Here is a 23861-nt window from a genome sequence, read left to right as displayed (position 1 = left end):
GCGGATCGTCGGACGTTGAGGCCGGCCGAGCGGGTCACCGGATGTCGCGACCGGCCGAAAGGATCGCCGGACGTCGACGCCGCTGCCGACCAGCCGTGATGGCCGGGGCTCAGTCCGCTTCCGCGGCAGGACGACCTGCCGCCCGGCCGGCCCGCCATCCCCGGCGGCGCCCTCTGGGCAGCACGAACGCCAGGAAGGCGACCAGCAGCGTCACCCCTGTCGCCCCGCCTGCCACGGCCAGCGCCCGGTTGCGCGCCTCCGGCGGGTCGAGTGGCGGGACGGCCGGTACGGAGGCGTTCTCCGTTACGGCCGGGGACTGTGTGTGTTCCTCGGGGAGTACGGCGGAGAGCGCCCGCACCGGATCGACGATCCCCAGCCCGATGCCGGGGTCCGGCGTGTCACCCACGGCCCCGTAGGCGGTGGACTCCAGCCGGTGCGCGACCTGCTCGGCGGTGAGCCGGGGGTGGTAGGAGAGGACCAGGGCCGCCGTGCCGGCCACGAAGGCGCCGGCCACCGCGTCGCCGCGGCCGGTGAACTGGCCGCTGCCGCCCGGCCCGGGCCCCACCACCGAGACGCCGGGGGCGCTCAGCCTGGGCTGCGTACGCCGCCCCTTCTCCGTGCCCGGTGCTTCCGGTTCGCCGCCCGGCCCCACCGAGGAAACGGCGAGCACTCCGGGCAGCGCCGCCGGGTAGGCGGGCCCGTTCACCGTCTGCGATGCCGCCGCGCCGGCCTCCCACTCCCGTGCCGAGGCGGGCGCCACCACCAGCGCACCGGCCTTCTGTGCGGCGAGGACGGCGTCCTTGAGCTGCTTCGGTGCGGAAGGGACGCTCAGCGCCACGTGGATGATCCGCGCCCCGGAGTCGGTGGCCGCCCCGATGCCCTTGGCCAGCGCCTCGGGTGTGGTCGCACCGTATTTGTCGGTGGCCCGCACCGCGATCACCTCGGCCTCCGGGGCGACGCCGGCTGCCTTGACACCCTGCTGCTGTCCCCCCGCCACGATCCCGGCGAGGAACGTGCCGTATCCGACGCAGTCGTCCCGCACGGTGCCGCCCGCCACCACATCCGGGCCGCCGGTGACCCGGCCGTCCAGCGCCGGAACCCGCCGCAGGTCCGCTCCGGTGCCGATGACGGCAACCTTGACCCCCGCGCCACGGCTGAGTTCCCAGGCCCTGTCGATCCCCAGGAAGCTCTGCGCCCAGGGGACTTGGGAAGATTTCTTGGCGGATCCCGGAGTGCACGGGCGGCCGTCGGCGACAGTGGCGGGCATTCCCGGCAGTGAGGGGCTGTCCGTGTCCCCCGCCGCGCCGGCCGGAGCCGCGGTGCCGGGTATCAGGAGCAGGGCGGCCAGTGCTGCCGGCCCGAGTGCGCGGGACACCGAGGACCTCGAAGATCGCATGCGCCGATGGTAACGACGCTCCCCGCACCACCGGTACCTGCCCAGGAACACGCCCCGGACCCGTGCCCCGGCGGCCCCGGAACACCGACCACCATGGCGGGCAGGCTGCGGCAACAGGCATGATGGGCACAGCAGTTCCCCACGCCCTACATGCCGCGCGTCTCCGCCCCGTACCTACGGCGCAGGGGTCCGGGAGGTCAGACAAGTGTCACGCCAGATGCTCACCGTCGCCGCCGACGGAACGGGCGACCACCGCACCGTCGGGGAAGCCGTCGCTCGGGCCCGTGCCGGAGGGGTCGTCAGGATCGCTCCGGGGCGGTACGAGGAGAGCCTGACGGTCTCGGCCGCGATCACCCTGACCGCCGCCGAGGGCGAGGGGACGGTGGAGCTGGCGCCCCGGCGCGGTACGGCGCTGACACTCATCGGGGACGCGGTGATGGTCAGGGATCTCGTGCTGCGCGGGCACGACGACGAACTGCCCGTGGTCGACGCGCCGCGCGGGCAGCTCGCGATGGACCGGTGCGACATCCACGGTTCGGCCTGGTCGGCGCTCTTCGCGCGGGACGGCGGGTCGCTGGCGCTGCGTCAGTGCCGGATCAGCAACCCGGTGGGCGCCGGTGTGGTGTCCACCTCCTCGGCCGAGAGCTTCCTCGAGAACTGCGTCGTCGAACACCTCGGTACGTCCGCCGTGGTGGCCGGTGAGCAGGGCAGGATCACCGCGCGCTTCAGCCGGCTCAGGGACACCAAGGGCAACGGTGTCCTCACCAACGGGCAGGCGCACGTCCTCCTGGAGGAATGCGCGATATCGGCGACCGGCAAGCCGGGCGTCGCCGTCGAGGAGGAGAGTTCGGTCAGGATGGTGCGCGGCACGGTCCGCAAGGCCGTCGTCGGCGTGTTCGTGAACAGCGCCGGGCCGGTCGTCCTGGAGGACGTCGCGGTCAGCGACGTCACCGGGCACGGATTCGTCCTGGGCGGCGGCAGTTCACCGAAGCTGGCCCGGTGCAGTACCGAACGGACCGGCGGGCACGGCCTGTTGGTGACCGAGCGCAGCCGTGGCACGTTCGAGGAGTGCGTGTTCGCCACCGCCGAGGAACCCGGCGTACGCGTCACCGGCTTCTCCTCACCGGTGCTGACGGACACCGTCGTCCATGACGCCGAGGGCACCGGCGTGCTGCTCGACGAGGACTCGTCCGCCGAGTTCAACCACCTTGAGGTACGGGACAGCGGCGGGTCCGGAATCGTGATCCGCAGCGGCGCCAACCCGCTGCTGCTGCGGGCCACGGTCACCGGCGCCGGCACGCACGGCGTGGAGGTCGTCAAGGACGGCAGGGGGCGGCTGGAGGAGTGCGTCGTCGAGCGGTCGGGCGACTCGGCGGTCCATGTCTCGGGCCACGGCAATCTGTTCGTCGGCAAGGGCCGGCTGCGTACCTCCGCCGGGGCCGGGATCCACATCGGGGCGCTCGGTACGCTCACGCTGCGGGACACCGGGGTCGAGGAGTCCGGCGGCGCGGGCGTCCACATCGCACCCGAGGGCGAACTGGCGGCCGTGCGTGCCGTGGTGACCGGGTCCGCCGAGCACGGCGTACTGGTGTCCGCGGGCGCGCGGGCCTCCCTCAACGGCTGCGAGGTGACCGGTTCGGGCGCCGACGGCATACGGGTGGAGGGCACCGACGCCGTGTCGCTGACCGGCTGCACCGTCCGCGCCAACCGGGGCAGCGGAGTGCGCCAGACGGTGCCCGGCGACCGGCTCGCCGTCGAGGGGCTGGCCAGTGCGGAGAACGGTGCCCCGGACGCCTGGGGCACCGCGGAGGACGCGGAGGCGGCGGGCGACGGGCGGCTGCCCGGCGGAGCGGCCCCGGCGGCGGCCGAAACCCTGTCCGGTACGGGCCCGGTGGCCGAGCTGGAGTCGCTGATCGGCCTCGACGAGGTCAAACAGCAGGTGCTGACGCTGATCAACCTCAACCGGATGGCGCAGCGCAGGGCGAGCATCGGCATGCCCGCTCCGCCGATGAGCCGCCATCTGGTCTTCGCGGGCCCGCCCGGCACCGGCAAGACAACCGTCGCCCGGCTGTACGGCTCCATCCTCGCCTCGCTCGGCGTGCTGCGCTCCGGGCACCTGGTGGAGGTGTCGCGTGCGGACCTGGTGGCGCAGATCATCGGCGGGACGGCCATCAAGACCACTGAGACCTTCAACAAGGCGCTGGGCGGGGTGCTGTTCGTCGACGAGGCGTACACCCTGCTCTCCGACGGCGGCGGCAGTGGCGCCGACTTCGGGCGCGAGGCGATCGACACCCTGGTGAAGCTGATGGAGGACCACCGCGAGGACGTGGTGGTGGTGGCGGCCGGCTATCCGAAGGAGATGACGGACTTCCTGGCGTCCAACCCGGGTCTCGCCTCGCGTTTCACCCGCAGCGTCGAGTTCAGCGACTACACCTCGGACGAGCTGGTCACGATCGTGGAACGGATGTGTACCGGCCACCACTACGAGCTGGATCCGGCGGCGCGGACCGCACTGTTCACCCGCTTCGAGCGGATTCCCCGTGACGCGGGCTTCGGCAACGGCCGTACCGCCCGCAAGGTCTTCGAGGAGATGGTTGACCGGCAGGCATCCCGGCTGGCCACCCTGCCGGAGGCCGGCGAGCGGGAGCTGGCCGTGCTGACCGCGGAGGACGTGGGCGTCCCGGCGGGCGGCGCGCCGGAGGACGGGCAGGACGAGGATCCGCTGCTGCGGCTGGACGCCCTGGTGGGCCTCGCGGCCGTCAAGCGCGAGGTGGGCGACCTGGTCAGTCTGCTCGCCACCGCGCGCCGGAGGAAGGAGGCCGGCCTGCCCGCGCCCCGGATCAGCCACCATCTGATCTTCGCCGGCCCGCCCGGCACCGGCAAGACAACCGTGGCGCGGCTCTACGGCGAACTGCTGGCCTCCCTGGGCGTGCTGCCGCGCGGCCAGCTCGTCGAGGTCTCACGTGCGGACCTGGTGGGCCGCTATGTCGGACACACCGCGCAGCTGACCCGGGAAGTGTTCGAACGGGCTTTGGGAGGCGTTCTGTTCATCGACGAGGCGTACACCCTGACGCCCCACTCGGGCGCCGGTTCCTCGGACTTCGGCCAGGAGGCGGTGGAGACACTGCTGAAGCTGATGGAGGACCACCGCGATGAGGTGGTGGTGATCGCGGCGGGGTACACCGCGGAGATGAACCGGTTCCTGAGCTCCAACCCCGGCCTCGACTCACGCTTCCCGCGGCGTATCGAGTTCCCCGACTACTCCTCGGACGAACTGGTCACGATCGTCCGCATGCACGCGGCCGACAACGGCTACGAGTGCGCGCCCGGCACGGCCAACGCGCTGCGGACCCACTTCGACGGCATCCCCAGGGGGGCGACGTTCGGCAACGCTCGGCTGGCCCGGCAGACGCTGGAGCAGATGATGACCCATCAGGCGGGGCGGCTGAGCACCGTCCCGGTACCGAGCCTGGACGACCTGCGGCTGCTCCTCCCCGAGGACCTCCGCCGGCGCTGAGACCAAACGAGGCCCGGGGCCGTGGCGGCTATGCGAAACACTCCAGGATCACCGGCAGATCCTCCAGCCACTCCTGGAGGCGGGCGCACCTGCGTGCGGCGAGCAAGCAGTGGTGCACGGAGACGGACGGTGACCCCGAGGTGTCTGGGGCCCTTGGCCACGTACTCGACGGAGCCGATCTCGGCCCAGGTGAACTGCGAATCCCCGGCCGGGGATTCGATCGTGACGCCCACGGCGTCGATCGGCAGGGAACTCTCCGGGCCGACCGCCACACATTCGAGGCCGACGCCGGCCGGCGCCCCGCCCACGGGGGCGGCTTCGGTCGGGGCCGGTGCGGCGGGACGCCGTTGGGCGGTGCGTAGGAGGGCGGCAGGAGTACCGGTACCGTCACCCTGGTTGAGTACGTCGCGCTCTCCGGCACGAACAGGTCCAGCAGGCCTTACGGCGTGGGCCGTCGGGACGGTTTCTCGGCCAGGCACGACGTCACGGACTGCAGTAACGCGCAGCGCCCCCAGGTGATGGCACACCGAGGGGCGCGAATACTGAGGGGACTATCCGCCGGCCGGAGCTTCGATGACCCCCTGTATGCGGCCAATCTCGGCAAGAGGAAAAGGTTCACGTCCGCTCAGCCGAGACGCTACACCGGCCGGGCTCAGCCGGTCCGTCGCAGCAGCGCCAGATACATCGCGTCCGTGCCGTGCAGATGCGGCCACAGCTGGACGTCGGGACCGTCGCCCAGCGCCGGCACTCCCGGCATCAGCGGGCGGGCGTCGACCCACTCCGCCTCGACCGGCCGTCCGCCACGCCCCTTGAGTACGTCCTCGACGACGACCCGGGTCTCCGCGAGATGCGGCGAGCAGGTCGCGTAACCGACGATGCCGCCGACCCGTACCGCCTTCAACGCCTCACGCAGCAGACCGCGTTGCAGCGGTGCGAAGCTCTCCAGGTCCTCCGGGCGGCGCCGCCAGCGCGCCTCCGGACGGCGCCGCAGCGCGCCGAGGCCAGAGCACGGCACATCCATCAGGATCCGGTCGAAGGTGCCGGGCAGCCATGGCGGGCGGGTGCCGTCGGCGGTGATCACCTGGTACGGGCCGGGATTGCCGGCCAGCGCGCGCTGTACGAGGCGGGCCCGGTGCGGCTGCTTCTCGGCGGCCAGCAGGGCGGCGCCGCGTTCGGCGGCGAGTGCGCCGAGCAGGGCGGCCTTTCCGCCGGGCCCCGCACAGCCGTCGAGCCACCGGGTGTCGCTGCCCTCCAGCGGTGCGTTGGCGAGGGCAGCCGCCACCAGTTGACTGCCCTCGTCCTGGACCCCGGCCCGGCCCTCCTGCACAGCGGCCAGCGCACCGGGCTCGCCGCCCTCCGCCATCCGTACGGCATAGGGCGACCAGCGGCCGGGCAGGCCGTTCTCGTCACCGAGGGTGGCGAGCAGCTCGTCGGTGGTGGAGCGGCCGGGGCGGGCGACCAGAGTGACCTCGGGCCGTTCGTTGTCCGCTTCGAGGAGGTCCTCGATCCCGGCACGGCCGCCGCCCAGCGCGTCCCAGAGGGCGGAGACGACCCAACGCGGATGCGAGTGCACGACCGCGAGGTGGTCCTCGGCGTCCTCGTCGTACGACGGGGCGACGCGCGCCACCCAGCCGTCGAGGTCGTCCGCGGAGACCTTCCGGAGCACGGCGTTGACGAACTTGGCCCGCCCTTCGCCGAGCACCACCCGGGCCAGTTCCACGCTGGCGGAGACCGCCGCGTGGGTGGGGATACGGGTGCCGAGCAGCTGGTGCACGCCCATGTTGAGGACGTCCAGGACCGGCGGGTCGACCTCGCGCAGCGGCCGGTCGATGCAGGCCGCGACGATCGCGTCGTACGTCCCCTGGCGGCGCAGCGTCCCGTAGACCAGCTCGGTCGCCAGCGCCGCGTCCCGGTTGTCGAAGTCGCCCTTGGCGCGGGCCTTCTTCAGCAGTGGAGGAAGGACGAGGTTGGCGTACGCATCGCGTTCGTCGACGGCCCTGAGCGCTTCGAAGGCGAGGAACCGGACGGGGTCCTTCTTGGGGCGGCGATGCGGCTTGGCAGGACGGCGACTGCGCTGGTCGTTCACGTGAAAGGTGCTCCGCTGATGGTGAGAGGACGAACCATCCCAGCGTACGTCGCCGCCCGGCCCCGGATTCCCCCAGTGCCGCGGCACTAGACCCCCAGCAGCTCGCCGTGGACGATCCGCACCCCGCGTGCCCAGTCCGCGGCCCGCATCGGCTTCTTGCCCTGCGGCTGGACCCAGAGCAGCTCGACGGCGTGCGATCCGGTGCCCACGTACACATTGTTCTTGGCCGCCGACAGCTCGCCGGGCGCCAGCTCGGTGCGGTCCAGCACGGGCACCGCCTGGATCACCTTCAACCGCTCACCGCGGAACAGCGTCCATGCCCCTGGAGCGGGCGTGCAGCCGCGCACCACCCGGTCGACCCGCAGGGCAGGGGCGGACCACTGCACCTGGGCGTCCTCGACGGTGATCTTCGGTGCGAGGGTGACACCCTCGGCAGGCTGCGGTACGGCGTGCAGCGTGCCGTCCTCGATGCCGTCCATGGTCGCGACGAGGAGCCCCGCACCGGCGAACGCAAGCCGGGTGAGCAGGTCACCGCTGGTGTCGGTGGGCCGTACCTCTTCGGTGAGGACGCCGTACACCGGGCCGGAGTCGAGCCCCTCCTCGATCAGGAAGGTCGACGCACCGGTCACCTCGTCCCCGGCCATGATCGCGTGCTGCACGGGGGCCGCGCCGCGCCAGGCGGGCAGCAGCGAGAAGTGGAGGTTGACCCAGCCGCGGGCGGGCACGTCGAGCGTGGGCTTGGGCAGCAGCGCCCCGTAGGCGACGACCGGACAACAGTCCGGGCCGATCTCCCGCAGCCGCGCCAGGAAGTCCTCGTCGCGCGGCCGGGCGGGCTTGAGCACCTCGATCCCGGCCTCCTCGGCGCGCTCGGCAACGGGGCTGGCGACCAGACGGCGGCCTCGCCCGGCGGGGGCATCGGGCCGGGTGACGACCGCGGCCACCTCGTGCCGGTCGGAGGCGATCAGGGCGTCCAGGGCGGGTACGGCTACCTCGGGGGTACCTGCGAAGACGAGCTTCATGGGTGGCTGACTGCCTCTCAGGCCGAAACGTACGGTGACGAGCAACGCACAAGTCTATGGGCCGGGTGACCGGGGGCGTACGCACGGCTGCGCGCCCCCGGGATATGCCCGCGCGCCCCTCCACCGTGACCAGATCCCCGGCTGACGCGTTGGTCAAGAGAGATTGACCGAAGCAAGCCGCCACGATGCGGCCCTATCCCTTTCAATGCCGGTTCGAGAGGCTTCTTCATGGCCGACCACGCAACCCACGACGCCCAAGCGCGGGCCAGCCTGCATCTGTTGGTGCGGGACATCGAGCGGGTCCGGCGGCAGGTGGACGCGCTGCGCACGCTCACCGCCCAACTGGGCAACGTCTACCGTCCGCGCCGCTCCGGCCCGTCCACGGGCTTCGTCGTCTACGGCAGGGCCCCGGCCCCCACCGTCAGGCTGGCCCAGGAGCTGCGCGACAGTGTCGAGACCCTGGTCACCGCGGCAGTGGACTTCGACCGCTCACTGGGCTTCTCCTGGGACGCGGTGGGCTCCGCACTCGGGGTCACGAAACAGGCGGTGCACCGCCGCTACGGCGCCCGCCGCAACGCCCGGCAGCCGGGAGCGGCCGAGGCCACCGCAGAGGCCACGGTGCCGCGCCCCCTGCCCATCGCGCCCGGCTCCGCCCATGCGCCGACGCTGCCCGCCGTACCCGCCGCACGCTCCATGCCCCCGCAGCCGTCGATGGACCGCCCGTCCCTGCGCGAGGACGTGCGCCCGGGCATCTTTCCCGGCCCACGCAACGGCTGACCACCCCACCCCCTGCCCCGCCGCGCCCGACGCACGGCGGGGCAGCCGCATCTCCTCGCCCAGCTCCACCCCACCGGACCGTCACCCGATGTCCGGTGGATCCACCCTGATCCGGACCTGCGCACCGCTCCCCCGGGAAGTCCGCGCCGCCTGTGCCGCCTTCAGCGCGGCCGCAAGCGCCGCCCCGCTCCCGGGCGGCACTCTGAGCAGCGCCCGCTCCCAGGACTCCCCCGGCGGTGCGTCCCAGGGCCTGCGGGGCCTGCCGGGCTCGGCACCCGGCATCGGGACCGGGCCGAGCACCTCGGCCTCCGCCGGCAGTTCGGCGGCCGAGAGAAAAGCGGCGAGTGCCTCCGGTGGGCCGGTCACCGAGGCCATCCGGGACACCGGCGGGAAGCCGAGCTCGGCACGTTCCGCCAGCTCACGGCGGGCATGCCCGACCGGGTCCCAGCGCACCAGGGCCTGCACGGGCCGCAGCGTGGGCTCGGCGACCATCACCACCGTGCCACCCTGCGGCTGCCCCCTCACCAGCGAGGCCGCTGCGATCCAGCGGCGCAGCGCCTCCTCGCCGGCCCGCAGGTCGGGGCGCCCGACCATCACCCAGCCGTCCAGCAGCAGCGCCGCCGCGTATCCGCCCTCGGCGACGGGTTCGGCCCCCGGGGTGCTGACGACCAGCGCCGGCACGTCCGGCACCGAGTCCAGGACGTGGTCGCGGCCGGACGTCCGTACCGGTACCGCGGGAAACGCCCGGCCGAGCTCCTCGGCGGTGCGGCGGGCGCCGATGATCTGGGCCCGCAGCCGGTTGGAGCCGCAGGCCGGACAGTGCCAGGCGGTCTCGGTCCGCGCGCACCATGCGCAGTCGAGATCCCGCTGGTCCGGTGCCTGAAGCGGTCCGGCGCAATGCCGGCACCGGGCGGGTTCACGGCAGCGCTCGCAGGCCAGCCGCGGTGCGTATCCGCGGCGCGGCACCTGGACCAGGACGGGGCCGCTGCGCAGCCCGTCCCGTACCGTCTGCCATGCCAGGCTGGGCAGCCGGGCGGCCCTCGCGGCCCCGTCCCGCGCCAGCTCTCCGTCGCCGACCGTACGCACCAGGGGCGCCGCGATGCGCAGCTGCTCCCGGTCCGCGCGCAGCGGCAGCGCCCAGCCGCTCTCCACCAGCTGAGCGGCCTCCACGGTGCAGCTCGTACCGCCCAGCAGGAATGCGCACCGGCCGTGCGCGGCCCGTAGCTCGAGCACTTCGCGGACGTGCGGGAAGGGGGCGTTGTCGTCGCTGTGGCTGGAGTCCCCGTCGTCCCAGACGGCGACCAGGCCGAGGTCGGCGACGGGCGCGAACATCGCGGCCCTCGTCCCGACGACCGCCCGCACGGAGCCGCGCCGCACGGCGAGCCACTCCCGGTACCTCTTCTCCGGTCCGGAGTCGGCGGTCAGCAGCGCGTGGCGGCCCTCGCCGAGCAGCTCCGTGAGCGCGGCGTCCACCCGCCCCGCGGTCCGGCCGTCCGGCACGACGACGAGTGCGCCCCGTCCGGAGGCGAGCGTCGCGGCCACGGCCCTGGCGATCTCCTCGGGCCAGTGCGGTCCGGGCAGGGCGGTCCATACGGCCCGGGGCGCTCCGCCCTCGGCCAGCGCCCGCAGGAACGCGGGCCCCTGTGCATACCGCTCCCAGGTCCCGGCCGACGGCGCCGGGGGCGGCGGCAGCGGCTCCGGCGAGGGCTTGGACTCGGCCCGTCCGTTCCTGGGCGGCACGGCGAGCTGCAGCACATCGGCGAGGCTGCCCGCGTAGCGGTCGGCGACAGCCCGTGAGAGGGTCAGCAGCTCCGGTCCCAGCACCGGTTCGGGCGATACGACATAGGCCAGCGCGGCCAGGGCTCCCGTGTAGTCCGATTCGGCGAGCCGCTCGACGAGGAACCCGTCGATCAGCCCGCCCCCTTCGCGCCGCCCGCCGCGGACATTGCGCCCCCCTGCCCCGAATCGCACCCGCACCCGTACTCCGGGCTGTGCGTCGGCGTCGAGCTCCTCGGGCACGGCGTAGTCGAAGTACTGGTCGAGATGGAGCACGCCCTTGTTGACCAGCACCCGGGCGACGGGCAGTTCCTTGGCGAGCGCGGCCCCGCGCCAGGTCCGCGGTTTGGCCCGCGGCACCTCGGCCTTCCGCACCGTCTCCCGAATGAGCGCAAGCTGCTCCGGGGCCCCGCTCGCGGGGTCCTCGGATCGCTTGTTGTCGCTGCTCACAGCCAAATTCCTACCAGACACCGCTGACACCGGCCCCTGCGAGCCGGCACCGGCGGCCGTACGCACCGGGGCCCGGACACCATGTGCGGCGTCCGGGCCCCGGCGTACAGACGGAGAGCGGCAGGCTTACAGCCCGGCCGCCGTGCGCAGCGCGTCCACGCGGTCCGTGCGCTCCCAGGTGAAGTCGGGAAGCTCACGGCCGAAGTGGCCGTACGCCGCGGTCTGGGCGTAGATCGGGCGGAGCAGGTCGAGGTCGCGGATGATCGCGGCCGGGCGGAGGTCGAAGACCTCGCCGATGGCGTGCTCGATCTTCTCGGTCTCGATCGTGGCTGTGCCGAACGTCTCGACGAACAGGCCGACGGGCTCGGCCTTGCCGATCGCGTATGCGACCTGCGCCTCGCAGCGGGCGGCGAGGCCCGCGGCGACGACGTTCTTGGCGACCCAGCGCATGGCGTACGCGGCCGAGCGGTCGACCTTCGACGGGTCCTTGCCCGAGAAGGCGCCACCGCCGTGGCGGGCCATGCCGCCGTAGGTGTCGATGATGATCTTGCGACCGGTCAGGCCGGCGTCGCCCATCGGGCCGCCGATCTCGAAGCGCCCGGTCGGGTTGACCAGCAGCCGGTAGCCGTCGGTGTCCAGCTTGATGCCGTCCTCGGTCAGCTGCGCGAGCACATGCTCGACGACGAACTCGCGGATGTCGGGCGCGAGCAGCGAGTCGAGGTCGATGTCGCTGGCGTGCTGCGAGGAGACGACGACCGTGTCGAGACGGACGGCCTTGTCGCCGTCGTACTCGATGGTGACCTGGGTCTTGCCGTCCGGGCGCAGGTACGGGATGGTCCCGTTCTTGCGAACCTCGGAGAGCCGGCGCGAGAGCCGGTGTGCGAGGTAGATCGGAAGCGGCATGAGCTCGGGCGTCTCGTCGCAGGCGTAGCCGAACATCAGGCCCTGGTCGCCGGCGCCCTGCTTGTCGAGCTCGTCCTCATCGCCCTCGACCCGCTTCTCGTACGCGGTGTCGACACCCTGCGCGATGTCGGGCGACTGCGCACCGATGGACACCGAGACACCGCAGGAGGCGCCGTCGAAGCCCTTCTTGGAGGAGTCGTAGCCGATCTCGAGAACCTTGTTGCGTACGAGGGTCGGAATGTCGGCGTAGGCCTTGGTCGTGACCTCACCCGCAACATGCACCAGACCGGTGGTGATCAAGGTCTCGACGGCGACGCGGGACCGGGGGTCCTCGCTGAGCAGCGCGTCGAGAATGGTGTCGCTGATCTGGTCAGCAATCTTGTCGGGGTGGCCCTCGGTGACAGACTCCGAGGTGAAGAGACGGCGGGACACATCGCTCCCTGGGGTTGCAGCGGCTGCTGGCTGATCATTTGGCGGACGGCCGGGAGCTGCGCCCGGCACGGTCCGGGGGTCAGTTTATCCGCTATCGCTCAACGGACAACCTGTCTCGTCCTTTGGGAGATCTGTGACCTGTGGCACGACCCGTCCCTGCACGAGAATCCTTTCCGGAAGAGTCATTCCAGCCCGTATTCCAGGGATTCTGGCTTGCGCGAAGGCATCGAACGGCAATGTGGTCCCGGCCTTCATCCCAGCCGCGACGACACGAGGTCCCAGACCGTGTCGGCGAGCGCCTCCTTGGGGCCGAACGGCACCGGGGTCTCACCGCCGTCGGCTGCGAGGACCACCGCCTCGTTCTCCTCGGAGCCGAACGTCCTGCGCTCCCCCACCTCATTGACGACGAGGAGATCGCAGCCCTTGCGGCGGAGCTTCTCGCGGCCGTTGGCGAGGACGTTGTCGGTCTCGGCGGCGAAACCGACGACGATCTGGTCCGGCCGGGCGCGTTCGCCGGCGATCTCGGCGAGGATGTCGGGATTGCGGACGAGCCTGATGGGCGCAGGCTCCCGGCCGTCCTTCTTCTTGATCTTCCCCGTCGCGTACTCGGCGGGGCGGAAGTCCGCGACCGCCGCCGCCATCACGACCACATCGGCGTCCGCCGCGGCCTTCAGCACGGCCTCGCGCAGCTGTATGGCGGTCCCTGCGTGCAGGACGTCGGCGCCGGCCGGGTCGGGCAGGCCGGTGTTGGCCTCGATGAGGGTGACCCGGGCGCCACGGGCGACCGCGGTACGGGCCAGGGCGTAGCCCTGCTTGCCGGAGGAACGGTTTCCGAGGTAGCGCACCGGGTCGAGCGGCTCCCGCGTGCCCCCCGCGCTGACCACGACGTGACGGCCGGCCAGGTCGGCCTCGACGGGACCACGGGCCAGCACCCGGCGGCAGACCTCGAAGATTTCCCCGGGGTCGGGCAGCCGGCCCTTTCCGGTGTCGACGCCGGTGAGCCGGCCGACGGCGGGCTCGATGACGACGGCGCCGCGGCGGCGCAGCGTGGCGACGTTCTCCTGAGTGGCGGGGTGCTCCCACATCTCGGTGTGCATGGCGGGCGCGAAGACGACCGGACAGCGGGCGGTGAGGAGCGTGTTGGTGAGCAGGTCGTCGGCGAGACCGTGGGCGGCCTTGGCGAGCATGTCGGCCGTGGCCGGGGCGACGACGACCAGATCGGCACCCTGCCCGATCCTGACGTGCGGCACCTCGTGGACGTCGCTCCAGACTTCTGTCGACACCGGGTGGCCCGAGAGCGCCGACCAGGTGGCCGCCCCCACGAAGTGCAGGGCCGACCCGGTCGGGACGACCCTCACGTCGTGGCCGGACTCGGTCAGCAGCCGCAGCAGCTCGCACGCCTTGTACGCGGCGATGCCTCCGCTGACCCCAAGAACGACCTTCGGCTTGTCCACTGTGTCTCCCCGCACTCGGATACGAACACCCCCATGCTGCCTCACCGCACCCGGTCCGACGCTGTCGCCCCGGACACACCACAGGCCCGGCAGCCGAGGCCGCCGGGCCTGTGGTGAAGATGCAATTCCTGCTTACTGCGCGGGGCCCTCGATGGCCTCGGAGGTGAGCAGGCCCGCGTTGATCTCGCGGAGCGCGATCGAGAGCGGCTTCTCGTGCACGTGGGTGTCGACGAGCGGACCGACGTACTCCAGGAGACCCTCGCCGAGCTGCGAGTAGTACGCGTTGATCTGGCGCGCGCGCTTGGCGGCGTAGATCACGAGGCTGTACTTCGAGTCGGTGGCCTCAAGGAGCTCATCAATCGGCGGGTTGATGATGCCCTCGGGCGTGGTGATGGAAGAGGACACTCTCTGCCTTCCGAAGGGGGTAAAGATCAAAGAAATCTTTGACAGTGCGGAGTTCCGTACTGCCGCGCGTGTCGGCTGTGTCAGTCACTGTCGGCACGGTGGCCGGAAGCCTCCAGCATCAAGGCTAGCAGCTCACGTGCCACGTCCTGGACCGAGGTGTTGACCAGCGTCGTATCGAACTCGGACTCGGCGGCCAGTTCGATTCTGGCAGCAGCGAGCCGGCGCTCGATCACCTCGGCGGACTCGGTCCCGCGGCCGGTGAGCCGGCGCACCAGCTCCTCCCAGCTCGGCGGGGCCAGGAAGACGAGCTGGGCGTCCGGCATCGACTGCCGGACCAGCCGGGCGCCCTGGAGATCGATCTCCAGCAACACCGGCTCGCCCGCCTCCAGGCGGTCGAGCACGGCGCGGCGGGGCGTGCCGTACCGGTTGCCGGCGAACTCGGCCCACTCCAGCAGCTCGCCGTTGGCGATCAGCTTGTCGAACTCGTCGTTGTCCAGGAAAAAGTAATGGACTCCGTTGCGCTCGCCGGGGCGCGGCTTGCGGGTCGTCGCCGACACCGAGAGCCATACCTCGGGGTGGGCCTTGCGCATATGAGCGACGACCGTGCTCTTGCCGACCCCCGAGGGGCCGGAGAGCACGGTCAGCCGCGGACGTACGTCCGGGGGTACGGGGGACGTCCCCCGGGATGTTGCAGCCATGAAGCGATTATCCAGGTTCTCAGGGGTGCCCGAGAACGTCAGGCGGCGCTGCCGCCGAACTCGCGCTCCAGGGATGCGATCTGGTTGGAGCCGAGGCCCCGGACCCGGCGACTCTCGGAGATGCCGAGCCGCTCCATGATCTGCTTGGCGCGGACCTTGCCCACGCCCGGCAGGGACTCCAGGAGGGCGGAGACCTTCATCTTCCCGATGACGTCGTTCTCCTGGCCCTGCTTGATGACCTCGTGGAGGGAGGCGCCGGAGTGCTTGAGTCGATTCTTGACCTCGGCCCGCTCCCGGCGAGCCGCGGCGGCCTTTTCGAGCGCGGCTGCGCGCTGTTCAGGGGTAAGGGGCGGAAGAGCCACGCCTACGTCACCTCGGATGTCGATCTGTCGGATACGGACCGGTGAGGAAGCAGAGCGCTCCACACCAGGTGAGCGACGAACAACTTGTGCACGACGACTCTCGTCGGAGACTAGCGGGCAAGGCCGCTCGAGTCAGCGAGAACCAACGAAAAGTCCTGGTCAGCCTCAGCCGACCAGGACATTTCGGTCATAACAACCGAGTTTTTTGGTCAGGATTCCTTCAGCACGCTGTTACGTGGCATGTTTCACCTGCCTGCGAGGGCCGCCCGGACCTCGTCCGTGAGCCGGTCGGCGGCTGCGCGCAGCCCCGCCACGTCCGGTCCCTGGCTCAGTACGCCACGGCTCACACTGGGCACGACATTGCCCACCGCGTCGCCGAAGACACTGGGCAGATCCGCGGGCGTCGCACCCTGGGCCCCGATCCCGGGGGCGAGCAGCGGGCCGTTGATCGCCAGATTCACGCCCGCGTCCCCGAGCGTGGCACCGACCACCGCACCGACGGAGCCGAGCGGGGTGGCACCCTCGTTCTCGGCAGCCATGTGGTCGAGCATCACCTGGGCCAGCGAACGGCCGTCGGCGGTGGTGGCGCGCTGCACCTGCGCGCCCTCCGGATTGGAGGTGAGGGCGAGCACGAAGACACCCGCGCCGGAGAGGACGGCCGCGTCGAGCGCCGGGCGCAGCGAACCGAAGCCGAGGTACGGCGAGACGGTGACGGCGTCCGAGAAGAGCGGTGAGTCCTTGTCCAGGTAGGTCGCCGCGTAGGCGCCCATGGTGGAGCCGATGTCGCCGCGCTTGGCGTCCATCAGGACGAGTGCACCGGCCGCCCGCGCCTCCTCGACGGCCTTCTCCAGGACCGCGATGCCGCGCGAGCCGAACCGCTCGAAGAACGCGGACTGCGGCTTGAGGACGGCGACCCGGTCCGCCAGTGCCTCGACGACCGTACGCGTGAAGTGCTCCAGACCTGCGACGTCGTCGTTCAGGCCCCAGGCGGTGAGGAGCGAGGCGTGCGGGTCGATGCCGACGCAGAGCGGCCCGCGGGTGTCCATGGCGCGGCGCAGGCGTGCGCCGAACGGTTCCGGGATCATGCGGAGGCCTTCCTGGTTTCTGCGCCGACGGCTTCGGCGAGGGTGGCGTACGGGGAGGCGGCCAGGCGCGCGGCCAGGCCCTTGTGGATGGCCCGGGCGTAGAACGGGCCCTCGTAGATGAAGGCGCTGTAGCCCTGGACGAGCGTGGCGCCGGCCAGAATGCGCTGCCAGGCGTCCTCGGCGTTCTCGATGCCCCCGACACCGACCAGGGTGATCCGGTCGCCCACCCGCGCGTACAGGCGGCCGAGGACCTCCAGGGAGCGCGCCTTGAGGGGCGCACCGGACAGCCCGCCGGTCTCCTTGACCAGGGACGGCGAGGACTTCAGGCCGAGGCCTTCCCGGGCGATGGTGGTGTTGGTGGCGATGATGCCGTCCAGGCCCAGCTCGACCGCGAGATCGGCGACCGCGTCGACGTCCTCGTCCGCGAGGTCCGGGGCGATCTTGACGAGCAGGGGGACCCGCCGGTCGGTGACGGTCCGGTCGGCTGCCTCGCGCACGGCACCGAGCAGGGGACGGAGCGCCTCGGTGGCCTGGAGGTTGCGCAGGCCGGGGGTGTTGGGCGAGGAGACGTTCACGACGAGGTAGTCGGCGTGGCGGGCGAGCCGTTCGGTCGACTTCACGTAGTCGCCGACGGCTTCGGCCTCCGGCACAGCCTTGGTCTTGCCGATGTTGACGCCGACCGTGGTCCGGAAGACGGGGTTGCGGGTGGCCAGGCGCTCGGCCACGGCCGCAGAGCCCTCGTTGTTGAAGCCCATACGGTTGATCAGCGCGCAATCCGCGACGAGGCGGAAGAGACGCTTCCTGGGGTTGCCGGGCTGCGGCTCGCCCGTGACCGTACCGATCTCGATGTGGTCGAAGCCGAGCATCGACATGCCGTCGATCGCGACGGCGTTCTTGTCGAACCCGGCGGCGAGGCCGAAGGGGCCGTGCATCCGCAGGCCGAGGGCCTCGGTGCGCAGCTCCTTGAAGCGGGGGGCGAGCGCGGCGGCGACGAAGGTGCGAGCCACGGGGATGCGGGCGGCGAGGCGGATCCAGCGGAAGGCCAGGTGGTGCGCCTGCTCCGGGTCCATCCGCTTGAAGACCAGCTGGAAGAAGAATTTGTACATCGGGGTGTCCTCGGTGTCCTCACGGAGAGGGGGACACCGTTTCCGGTGTCCCCCTGCTGGACTGCTAGTCGCGGGCCGCGGTCAGACGCTCCGCGTGTTCCTGGAGGGAGCGGACGCCGACGTCTCCGTGGGTGAGTGCGTCGATGCCCTGGACGGCGGCGGCGAGCGCCTGGACGGTCGTCAGGCAGGGCACGGACCGGGCCACGGCTGCGGTACGGATCTCGTAGCCGTCGAGGCGGCCGCCCGTGCCGTACGGCGTGTTGACGATCAGGTCCACGTCGCCGTCGTGGATCAGCTGGACGATGGTCTTCTCGCCCTGCGGGCCCACGCCCTCGGACTGCTTGCGCACGACCGTGGCGTTGATGCCGTTGCGCTTGAGGACCTCGGCGGTGCCGGAGGTGGCGAGCAGCTCGAAGCCGTGGGCGACGAGTTCGCGCGCCGGGAAGATCATCGAGCGCTTGTCGCGGTTGGCGACCGAGATGAAGGCGCGGCCCTTGGTGGGCAGCGGGCCGTAGGCGCCGGCCTGCGACTTGGCGTACGCCGTGCCGAAGACCGAGTCGATGCCCATGACCTCACCGGTGGAGCGCATCTCCGGGCCCAGGACGGTGTCGACGCCGCGGCCGTGGATGTCGCGGAAGCGCGACCACGGCATGACGGCCTCCTTGACGGAGATCGGTGCGTCGAGCGGCAGTGTGCCGCCGTCGCCGTGTGCCGGGAGCAGGCCCTCCTCGCGCAGTTCGGCGACGGTCGCGCCGAGCGAGATCCGGGCGGCGGCCTTGGCGAGCGGGACCGCGGTCGCCTTCGAGGTGAAGGGGACGGTGCGGGAGGCGCGCGGGTTGGCCTCCAGCACGTACAGGATGTCGCCGGAGAGTGCGAACTGGATGTTGATCAGTCCGCGTACGCCGACGCCCTTGGCGATCCCCTCGGTGGAGGCGCGCAGCCGCTTGATGTCGTAGCCGCCGAGCGTGATCGGGGGCAGGGCGCAGGCGGAGTCGCCGGAGTGGATACCGGCCTCCTCGATGTGCTCCATGACGCCGCCGAGGTAGAGCTCGGTGCCGTCGTAGAGCGCGTCGACGTCGATCTCGATCGCGTCGTCGAGGAAGCGGTCGACCAGGACCGGCCGGGTGGGGCTGATCTCGGTGGACTCGGCGATGTACGAGGAGAGCCGCGCCTCGTCGTACACGATCTCCATGCCGCGGCCGCCGAGCACGTAGCTGGGGCGTACGAGGACGGGGTAGCCGATCTCGTCGGCGATGGCCTTGGCCTCGTCGAACGTGGTGGCGGTGCCGTGCTTCGGGGCCGGGAGGCCGGCCTCGGCCAGCACGCGGCCGAAGGCGCCGCGGTCCTCGGCGGCGTGGATGGCCTCGGGGGACGTACCGACGACGGGCACACCGTTGTCCTTGAGCGCCTGCGACAGACCCAGCGGGGTCTGGCCGCCGAGCTGGACGATGACGCCGGCGACCGGGCCCGCGAGGGACTCGGCGTGCACGATCTCCAGCACGTCCTCGAGCGTCAGCGGCTCGAAGTACAGGCGGTCGGAGGTGTCGTAGTCGGTGGAGACGGTCTCCGGGTTGCAGTTGACCATCACGGTCTCGTAGCCCGCGTCGCTGAGAGCGAAGGAGGCGTGGACACAGGAGTAGTCGAACTCGATGCCCTGGCCGATGCGGTTGGGGCCGGAGCCGAGGATGATCACCGCTGGCTTGGTGCGGGACGCGACCTCGCTCTCCTCGTCGTAACTGGAGTAGAAGTACGGCGTCTTCGCGGCGAACTCGGCGGCGCAGGTGTCGACCGTCTTGTAGACCGGGCGGATGCCCAGGGCGTGCCGCACCTCGCGCACGACTTCCTCGCGCAGACTGCGGATGTCGGCGATCTGCTCGTCGGAGAAGCCGTGACGCTTGGCCTCGGCGAGCAGTTCGGGGCCGAGCTCGTCGGCGGCGGCCAGCTCGTCGGCGATCTCCTTGATGAGGAAGAGCTGGTCGACGAACCAGGGGTCGATCTTCGTGGCGTCGAAGACCTCTTCCTGGGTGGCGCCGGCCCGGATCGCCTGCATGACGGTGTTGATCCGGCCGTCGGTCGGGCGGACCGCCTCGGCCAGCAGCTCGGCCTTGTTGCCGGTCTCACCGGTGAAGGAGAACTGCGAGCCCTTCTTCTCCAGGGAGCGCAGTGCCTTCTGGAGCGCCTCGGTGAAGTTCCGGCCGATCGCCATGGCCTCGCCCACCGACTTCATGGTGGTGGTGAGGGTGGAGTCGGCGGAGGGGAACTTCTCGAAGGCGAACCGCGGGGCCTTGACGACGACGTAGTCGAGGGTCGGCTCGAAGGAGGCCGGCGTCTTCTCGGTGATGTCGTTCGGGATCTCGTCGAGCGTGTAGCCGACGGCCAGCTTGGCGGCGATCTTGGCGATCGGGAAGCCGGTGGCCTTCGAGGCGAGCGCCGAGGAGCGGGAGACGCGCGGGTTCATCTCGATGACGATGATCCGGCCGTCGGTCGGGTCGACGGCGAACTGGATGTTGCAGCCGCCGGTGTCGACGCCGACCTCGCGGATGATCGCGATGCCGATGTCGCGCAGTCGCTGGTACTCGCGATCGGTGAGCGTCATCGCCGGGGCGACGGTGATCGAGTCGCCCGTGTGGACGCCCATCGGGTCGAAGTTCTCGATGGAGCATACGACCACGACGTTGTCGTGCTTGTCGCGCATCAGCTCCAGCTCGTACTCCTTCCAGCCGAGGATGGACTCCTCCAGGAGCACCTCGGTGGTCGGGGAGAGCGTCAGGCCCTGGCCGGCGATCCGGCGCAGTTCCTCCTCGTCGTGGGCGAAGCCTGAGCCGGCGCCGCCCATGGTGAAGGAGGGGCGGACGACCACGGGGTAGCCGCCGAGCGTCTCGACGCCCGCCAGGACCTCGTCCATGGAGTGGCAGATGACCGAGCGGGCGGACTCGCCGTGGCCGATCTTGGCGTTGACGGCCTCGACGACACCCTTGAAGAGGTCGCGGTCCTCGCCCTTGTGGATGGCCTCGACATTGGCGCCGATGAGCTCGACGCCGTACTTCTCCAGGACACCGTTCTCGTGCATGGAGATCGCGGTGTTGAGTGCGGTCTGGCCGCCCAGCGTGGGGAGCAGCGCGTCGGGGCGCTCCTTGGCGATGATCTTCTCGACGAACTCGGGAGTGATCGGCTCGACGTACGTGGCGTCGGCGATCTCCGGGTCGGTCATGATCGTCGCCGGGTTGGAGTTCACCAGGATGACGCGCAGGCCCTCGGCCTTGAGTACGCGGCAGGCCTGGGTGCCGGAGTAGTCGAACTCGGCTGCCTGGCCGATGACGATCGGGCCGGAGCCGATGACCAGGACGGACTGGATATCGGAGCGCTTAGGCACGCTGGCCCTCCATCAGGGATACGAAACGGTCGAAGAGATACGCGGCGTCGTGCGGGCCCGCGGCCGCTTCAGGGTGGTACTGGACGCTGAAGGCCGGCCGGTCGAGGAGCTGCAGCCCCTCGACGACCTGGTCGTTCAGGCAGACATGGGAGACCTCGGCGCGGCCGAACTCCGTGTCGGACACCTTGTCGATCGGGGCGTCGACGGCGAAGCCGTGGTTGTGTGCGGTGACCTCGACCTTGCCGGTCGTGCGGTCCTGCACGGGCTGGTTGATGCCGCGGTGGCCGTACTTCAGCTTGTAGGTGCCGAAGCCGAGGGCGCGGCCCAGGATCTGGTTGCCGAAGCAGATGCCGAAGAGCGGTGTCTTCCGCTCCAGGACGCCCTGCATGACGGAGACCGGGTGGTCGGCGGTGGCCGGGTCACCGGGGCCGTTGGAGAAGAAGACGCCGTCGGGCTCGACCGCGTACACATCTTCGAGGGTGGCGGTGGCGGGCAGGACGTGCACCTCGATGCCGCGCTCGGCCATCCGGTGCGGGGTCATGCCCTTGATGCCGAGGTCGATCGCAGCGACGGTGAACTTCTTGGTGCCGATCGCGGGGACGACGTACGTCTCCTTGGTCGTGACCTCCGCGGAGAGGTCGGCGCCCACCATCTGGGGGGCCTCCCGGACGCGGGCCAGCAGCGTGGCCTCGTCGGCGAGGCCCGCGGCGGAGCCGCTGTTCAGCGCAGGACCGGAGAAGATGCCGACGCGCATGGCGCCGCGCTCGCGCAGGTGGCGGGTGAGGGCGCGGGTGTCGATGCCGCTGATGCCGACGACGCCCTGGCGCTCCAACTCCTCGTCGAGCGAACGCTGCGAGCGCCAGTTGGAGGGCACCCGGGCGGGGTCGCGGACGACGTATCCGGCGACCCAGATCTGCTTCGACTCGGGGTCCTCGTCGTTCACCCCGGTGTTGCCGACGTGCGGGGCGGTCATCACAACGACCTGGCGGTGGTACGAGGGGTCGGTCAGCGTCTCCTGGTAGCCGGTCATGCCGGTGGAGAACACCGCCTCGCCGAAGGTCTCCCCCACGGCCCCGTAGGCGCGGCCGCGGAAGGCGCGGCCGTCCTCCAGGACGAGTACGGCGGGAGCTTTGGCGGCTCCCCGGGTGGAGATCGTCATCGTGCGGTGCCTTCCGTAGTGCTGGTGAGTTGTTCGATGGCCCCGACCCAGGCCGGGTGCTCGGCCGAGCGGTCGGAGCGGAAACCGGAGTCGATCAGCTTGTCGCCGTGCGCCCAGGTGATGATCAGCAGGCCGCCCTCGGGGAGGACCTTGCCGGCGATGCCCTTGTCGAGCCGGGCCTCACGCAGTGCGGCAGCCGGGACGAAGAAATCCGCTGCCCCGGGTCGTACGACGTCGAGGCCCTGGTCGGTCAGGGTGAGCACGACGCGGCTGCGGGTACCGAGGCCGTGGGCGACGATCCGGTCGAGCCACTGCCCGGCGGTGGTCGAGGCGTGGTACCGGCCGGCCAGCGTCAGCAGCTTCTCGCCGTCCGCGAACCCCTCCGGGGTGGTCGCGAGCTCCGGCAGATCGGACTGGAGACTCCCCCGCCACTTCCATCCCTGGCGCATCAGCCAGTAGAGGAAGGCGACGAGGACGAGCAGTCCGATGACCCAGCTGATGCGAGCGGGCCAGTCGGTCACTTCGGCCGACTTCTGCTCGGCGGCGAGCTGGAGGTACAGGGGGGTGAGTGATGTCACGCGAGCTTCCCGTCGACGACCGTGGCACGGCCCCGCAGGAAGGTGTGGGTGACTCGGCCCGGCAGCTCGCGACCCTCGTAGGGAGTGTTGCGGCTGCGGGAGGCAAAGCCTGCGGGGTCCACCACACCACGGTATGCCGGATCGACCAGCGTGAGGTTGGCGGGCTCACCGGCCGAGACGGGCCGGCCGTGTCCGTCGAGACGACCGATGGCGGCCGGACGCAGCGACATGCGGTCGGCGACGCCCGCCCAGTCGATGAGGCCGGTGTCGACCATCGTCTGCTGGACGACGGAGAGCGCGGTCTCCAGGCCCACCATGCCCATGGCGGCGGCGGCCCACTCGCAGTCCTTGTCCTCGTGCGGGTGCGGGGCGTGGTCGGTGGCGACGCAGTCGATGGTGCCGTCGGCGAGCGCCTCGCGCAGGGCCATGACGTCGGCCTCGGTACGCAGCGGCGGGTTCACCTTGTAGACCGGGTTGTAGGACCGTACGAGCTCGTCGGTGAGGAGCAGGTGGTGCGGGGTGACCTCGGCGGTGACGTTCCAGCCCTTGGACTTGGCCCAGCGGACGATCTCGACGGAGCCGGCGGTCGAAAGGTGGCAGATGTGCACCCGGGAGCCGACGTGGGCGGCGAGCAGTACGTCCCGGGCAATGATCGACTCCTCGGCGACGGCGGGCCAGCCGCCGAGGCCGAGTTCCGCGGAGACGACGCCCTCGTTCATCTGGGCGCCCTCGGTGAGGCGGGGCTCCTGGGCGTGCTGGGCGACGACGCCGTCGAAGGCCTTCACGTACTCGAGCGCGCGGCGCATGATCACCGCGTCGTCGACGCACTTGCCGTCGTCGGAGAAGACCTTCACTCCGGCGGCCGAATCGTGCATGGCGCCGAGCTCGGCGAGCTTCTTGCCCTCCAGGCCGACGGTGACGGCGCCGATCGGCTGTACGTCGCAGTAGCCGGACTCCTTGCCGAGCCGCCAGACCTGCTCGACGACACCGGCGGTGTCGGCGACCGGGAAGGTGTTGGCCATGGCGTGCACGGCGGTGAAGCCACCGACGGCTGCCGCCTTCGTCCCGGTGAGGACGGTCTCGGAGTCCTCACGGCCGGGCTCGCGGAGGTGGGTGTGGAGGTCGACCAGGCCGGGCAGCAGAATCTGGCCCCCGGCCTCGACGACGGTCGCGTCACCGGCCTCGAGACCGGTACCGATCGCCGAGATGGTCTCGCCGTCGATCAGGACGTCCTGGGGTTCGCCGCCAAGGATCTTCGCGCCGCGGATAAGGGTCTTGCTCATGA

The 23861-nt window shown here is 71.3% G+C and carries 17 protein-coding genes; 2 read left to right on the top strand and 15 right to left on the bottom strand.

The window, feature by feature from the left end; genetic code table 11:
• Nucleotides 1-109: 109 nt before the first annotated feature.
• Nucleotides 110-1396 carry a S8 family serine peptidase gene (locus ACH4EW_RS17580; RefSeq protein WP_398257608.1) on the bottom strand — a complete coding sequence of 429 codons (1287 nt, stop codon included), beginning with the start codon at nucleotides 1394-1396 and terminating at the stop codon, nucleotides 110-112.
• A 217-nt stretch (nucleotides 1397-1613) separates the two neighbouring features.
• On the opposite strand from ACH4EW_RS17580, the gene ACH4EW_RS17575 reads away from it, so the two are divergent.
• Nucleotides 1614-4913 carry a right-handed parallel beta-helix repeat-containing protein gene (locus tag ACH4EW_RS17575; RefSeq protein WP_398257683.1) on the top strand — a complete coding sequence of 1100 codons (3300 nt, stop codon included), beginning with the start codon at nucleotides 1614-1616 and terminating at the stop codon, nucleotides 4911-4913.
• Between the two features lie 652 nt (nucleotides 4914-5565).
• On the opposite strand, the gene ACH4EW_RS17570 is transcribed toward ACH4EW_RS17575, so the two are convergent.
• Both ACH4EW_RS17570 and fmt read right to left on the bottom strand, forming a co-directional pair.
• On the bottom strand, nucleotides 5566-6999 hold the full coding sequence (locus ACH4EW_RS17570) for an RsmB/NOP family class I SAM-dependent RNA methyltransferase (RefSeq protein ID WP_398257606.1): 1434 nt from the start codon (nucleotides 6997-6999) through the stop codon (nucleotides 5566-5568).
• 86 nt (nucleotides 7000-7085) lie between these two features.
• The gene (gene fmt / locus ACH4EW_RS17565; RefSeq protein ID WP_398257603.1) at nucleotides 7086-8018 is read right to left on the bottom strand and encodes a methionyl-tRNA formyltransferase; all 933 of its coding nucleotides are present in this window, start codon (nucleotides 8016-8018) and stop codon (nucleotides 7086-7088) included.
• A gap of 228 nt (nucleotides 8019-8246) precedes the next feature.
• Between fmt and ACH4EW_RS17560 the strand changes: the two genes are divergently transcribed.
• Nucleotides 8247-8795 (top strand): hypothetical protein, encoded by a 549-nt coding sequence (locus ACH4EW_RS17560; protein WP_398257601.1) that lies wholly within the window; start codon nucleotides 8247-8249, stop codon nucleotides 8793-8795.
• Between the two features lie 81 nt (nucleotides 8796-8876).
• Here the strand turns inward: ACH4EW_RS17560 and ACH4EW_RS17555 are convergent, their stop codons facing one another.
• The 12 genes from ACH4EW_RS17555 to ACH4EW_RS17500 form a co-directional block, all read right to left on the bottom strand.
• Complete coding sequence (locus tag ACH4EW_RS17555) at nucleotides 8877-11021, bottom strand: primosomal protein N' (RefSeq protein ID WP_398257598.1); 2145 nt, start codon at nucleotides 11019-11021, stop codon at nucleotides 8877-8879.
• A 126-nt stretch (nucleotides 11022-11147) separates the two neighbouring features.
• Nucleotides 11148-12356 carry a methionine adenosyltransferase gene (gene metK, locus ACH4EW_RS17550; protein WP_398257595.1) on the bottom strand — a complete coding sequence of 403 codons (1209 nt, stop codon included), beginning with the start codon at nucleotides 12354-12356 and terminating at the stop codon, nucleotides 11148-11150.
• 251 nt (nucleotides 12357-12607) lie between these two features.
• On the bottom strand, nucleotides 12608-13810 hold the full coding sequence (coaBC, locus tag ACH4EW_RS17545) for a bifunctional phosphopantothenoylcysteine decarboxylase/phosphopantothenate--cysteine ligase CoaBC (protein ID WP_398257593.1): 1203 nt from the start codon (nucleotides 13808-13810) through the stop codon (nucleotides 12608-12610).
• Between the two features lie 132 nt (nucleotides 13811-13942).
• Nucleotides 13943-14215, bottom strand: coding sequence for a DNA-directed RNA polymerase subunit omega (gene rpoZ, locus ACH4EW_RS17540; protein ID WP_003970369.1), 273 nt, complete (start codon nucleotides 14213-14215; stop codon nucleotides 13943-13945).
• Between the two features lie 80 nt (nucleotides 14216-14295).
• Nucleotides 14296-14913, bottom strand: a complete 618-nt coding sequence (gmk, locus tag ACH4EW_RS17535; protein ID WP_398257590.1) for a guanylate kinase — start codon at nucleotides 14911-14913, stop codon at nucleotides 14296-14298.
• Nucleotides 14914-14951: 38 nt separating this feature from the next.
• The gene (locus ACH4EW_RS17530) at nucleotides 14952-15275 is read right to left on the bottom strand and encodes an integration host factor (RefSeq protein ID WP_014157387.1); all 324 of its coding nucleotides are present in this window, start codon (nucleotides 15273-15275) and stop codon (nucleotides 14952-14954) included.
• Between the two features lie 245 nt (nucleotides 15276-15520).
• Entirely contained in the window at nucleotides 15521-16360 is an 840-nt protein-coding gene (pyrF, locus tag ACH4EW_RS17525) for an orotidine-5'-phosphate decarboxylase (protein ID WP_398257587.1), read from the bottom strand.
• Nucleotides 16357-17466: a quinone-dependent dihydroorotate dehydrogenase gene (locus ACH4EW_RS17520; protein ID WP_398257584.1), complete on the bottom strand. Its 1110-nt coding sequence runs from the start codon at nucleotides 17464-17466 to the stop codon at nucleotides 16357-16359. Before ACH4EW_RS17520 ends, pyrF begins: the two co-directional genes overlap by 4 nt.
• 64 nt (nucleotides 17467-17530) lie before the next feature.
• Entirely contained in the window at nucleotides 17531-20839 is a 3309-nt protein-coding gene (gene carB / locus ACH4EW_RS17515; RefSeq protein ID WP_398257582.1) for a carbamoyl-phosphate synthase large subunit, read from the bottom strand.
• Nucleotides 20832-21998, bottom strand: a complete 1167-nt coding sequence (carA, locus tag ACH4EW_RS17510; protein ID WP_398257579.1) for a glutamine-hydrolyzing carbamoyl-phosphate synthase small subunit — start codon at nucleotides 21996-21998, stop codon at nucleotides 20832-20834. Before carA ends, carB begins: the two co-directional genes overlap by 8 nt.
• Entirely contained in the window at nucleotides 21995-22576 is a 582-nt protein-coding gene (locus ACH4EW_RS17505; RefSeq protein WP_398257576.1) for a hypothetical protein, read from the bottom strand. The genes carA and ACH4EW_RS17505 overlap by 4 nt, the downstream gene beginning before the upstream one ends.
• Nucleotides 22573-23859 carry a dihydroorotase gene (locus ACH4EW_RS17500; RefSeq protein WP_398257573.1) on the bottom strand — a complete coding sequence of 429 codons (1287 nt, stop codon included), beginning with the start codon at nucleotides 23857-23859 and terminating at the stop codon, nucleotides 22573-22575. Before ACH4EW_RS17500 ends, ACH4EW_RS17505 begins: the two co-directional genes overlap by 4 nt.
• Between the last annotated feature and the right edge of the window lie 2 nt (nucleotides 23860-23861).

This window comes from Streptomyces sp. NPDC018000, from assembly GCF_044328025.1.
GTDB lineage: Bacteria > Actinomycetota > Actinomycetes > Streptomycetales > Streptomycetaceae > Streptomyces.
The sequence above is the reverse complement of the archived record's forward strand: the minus strand, read 5'-3'. Positions and strand labels throughout refer to the sequence as shown.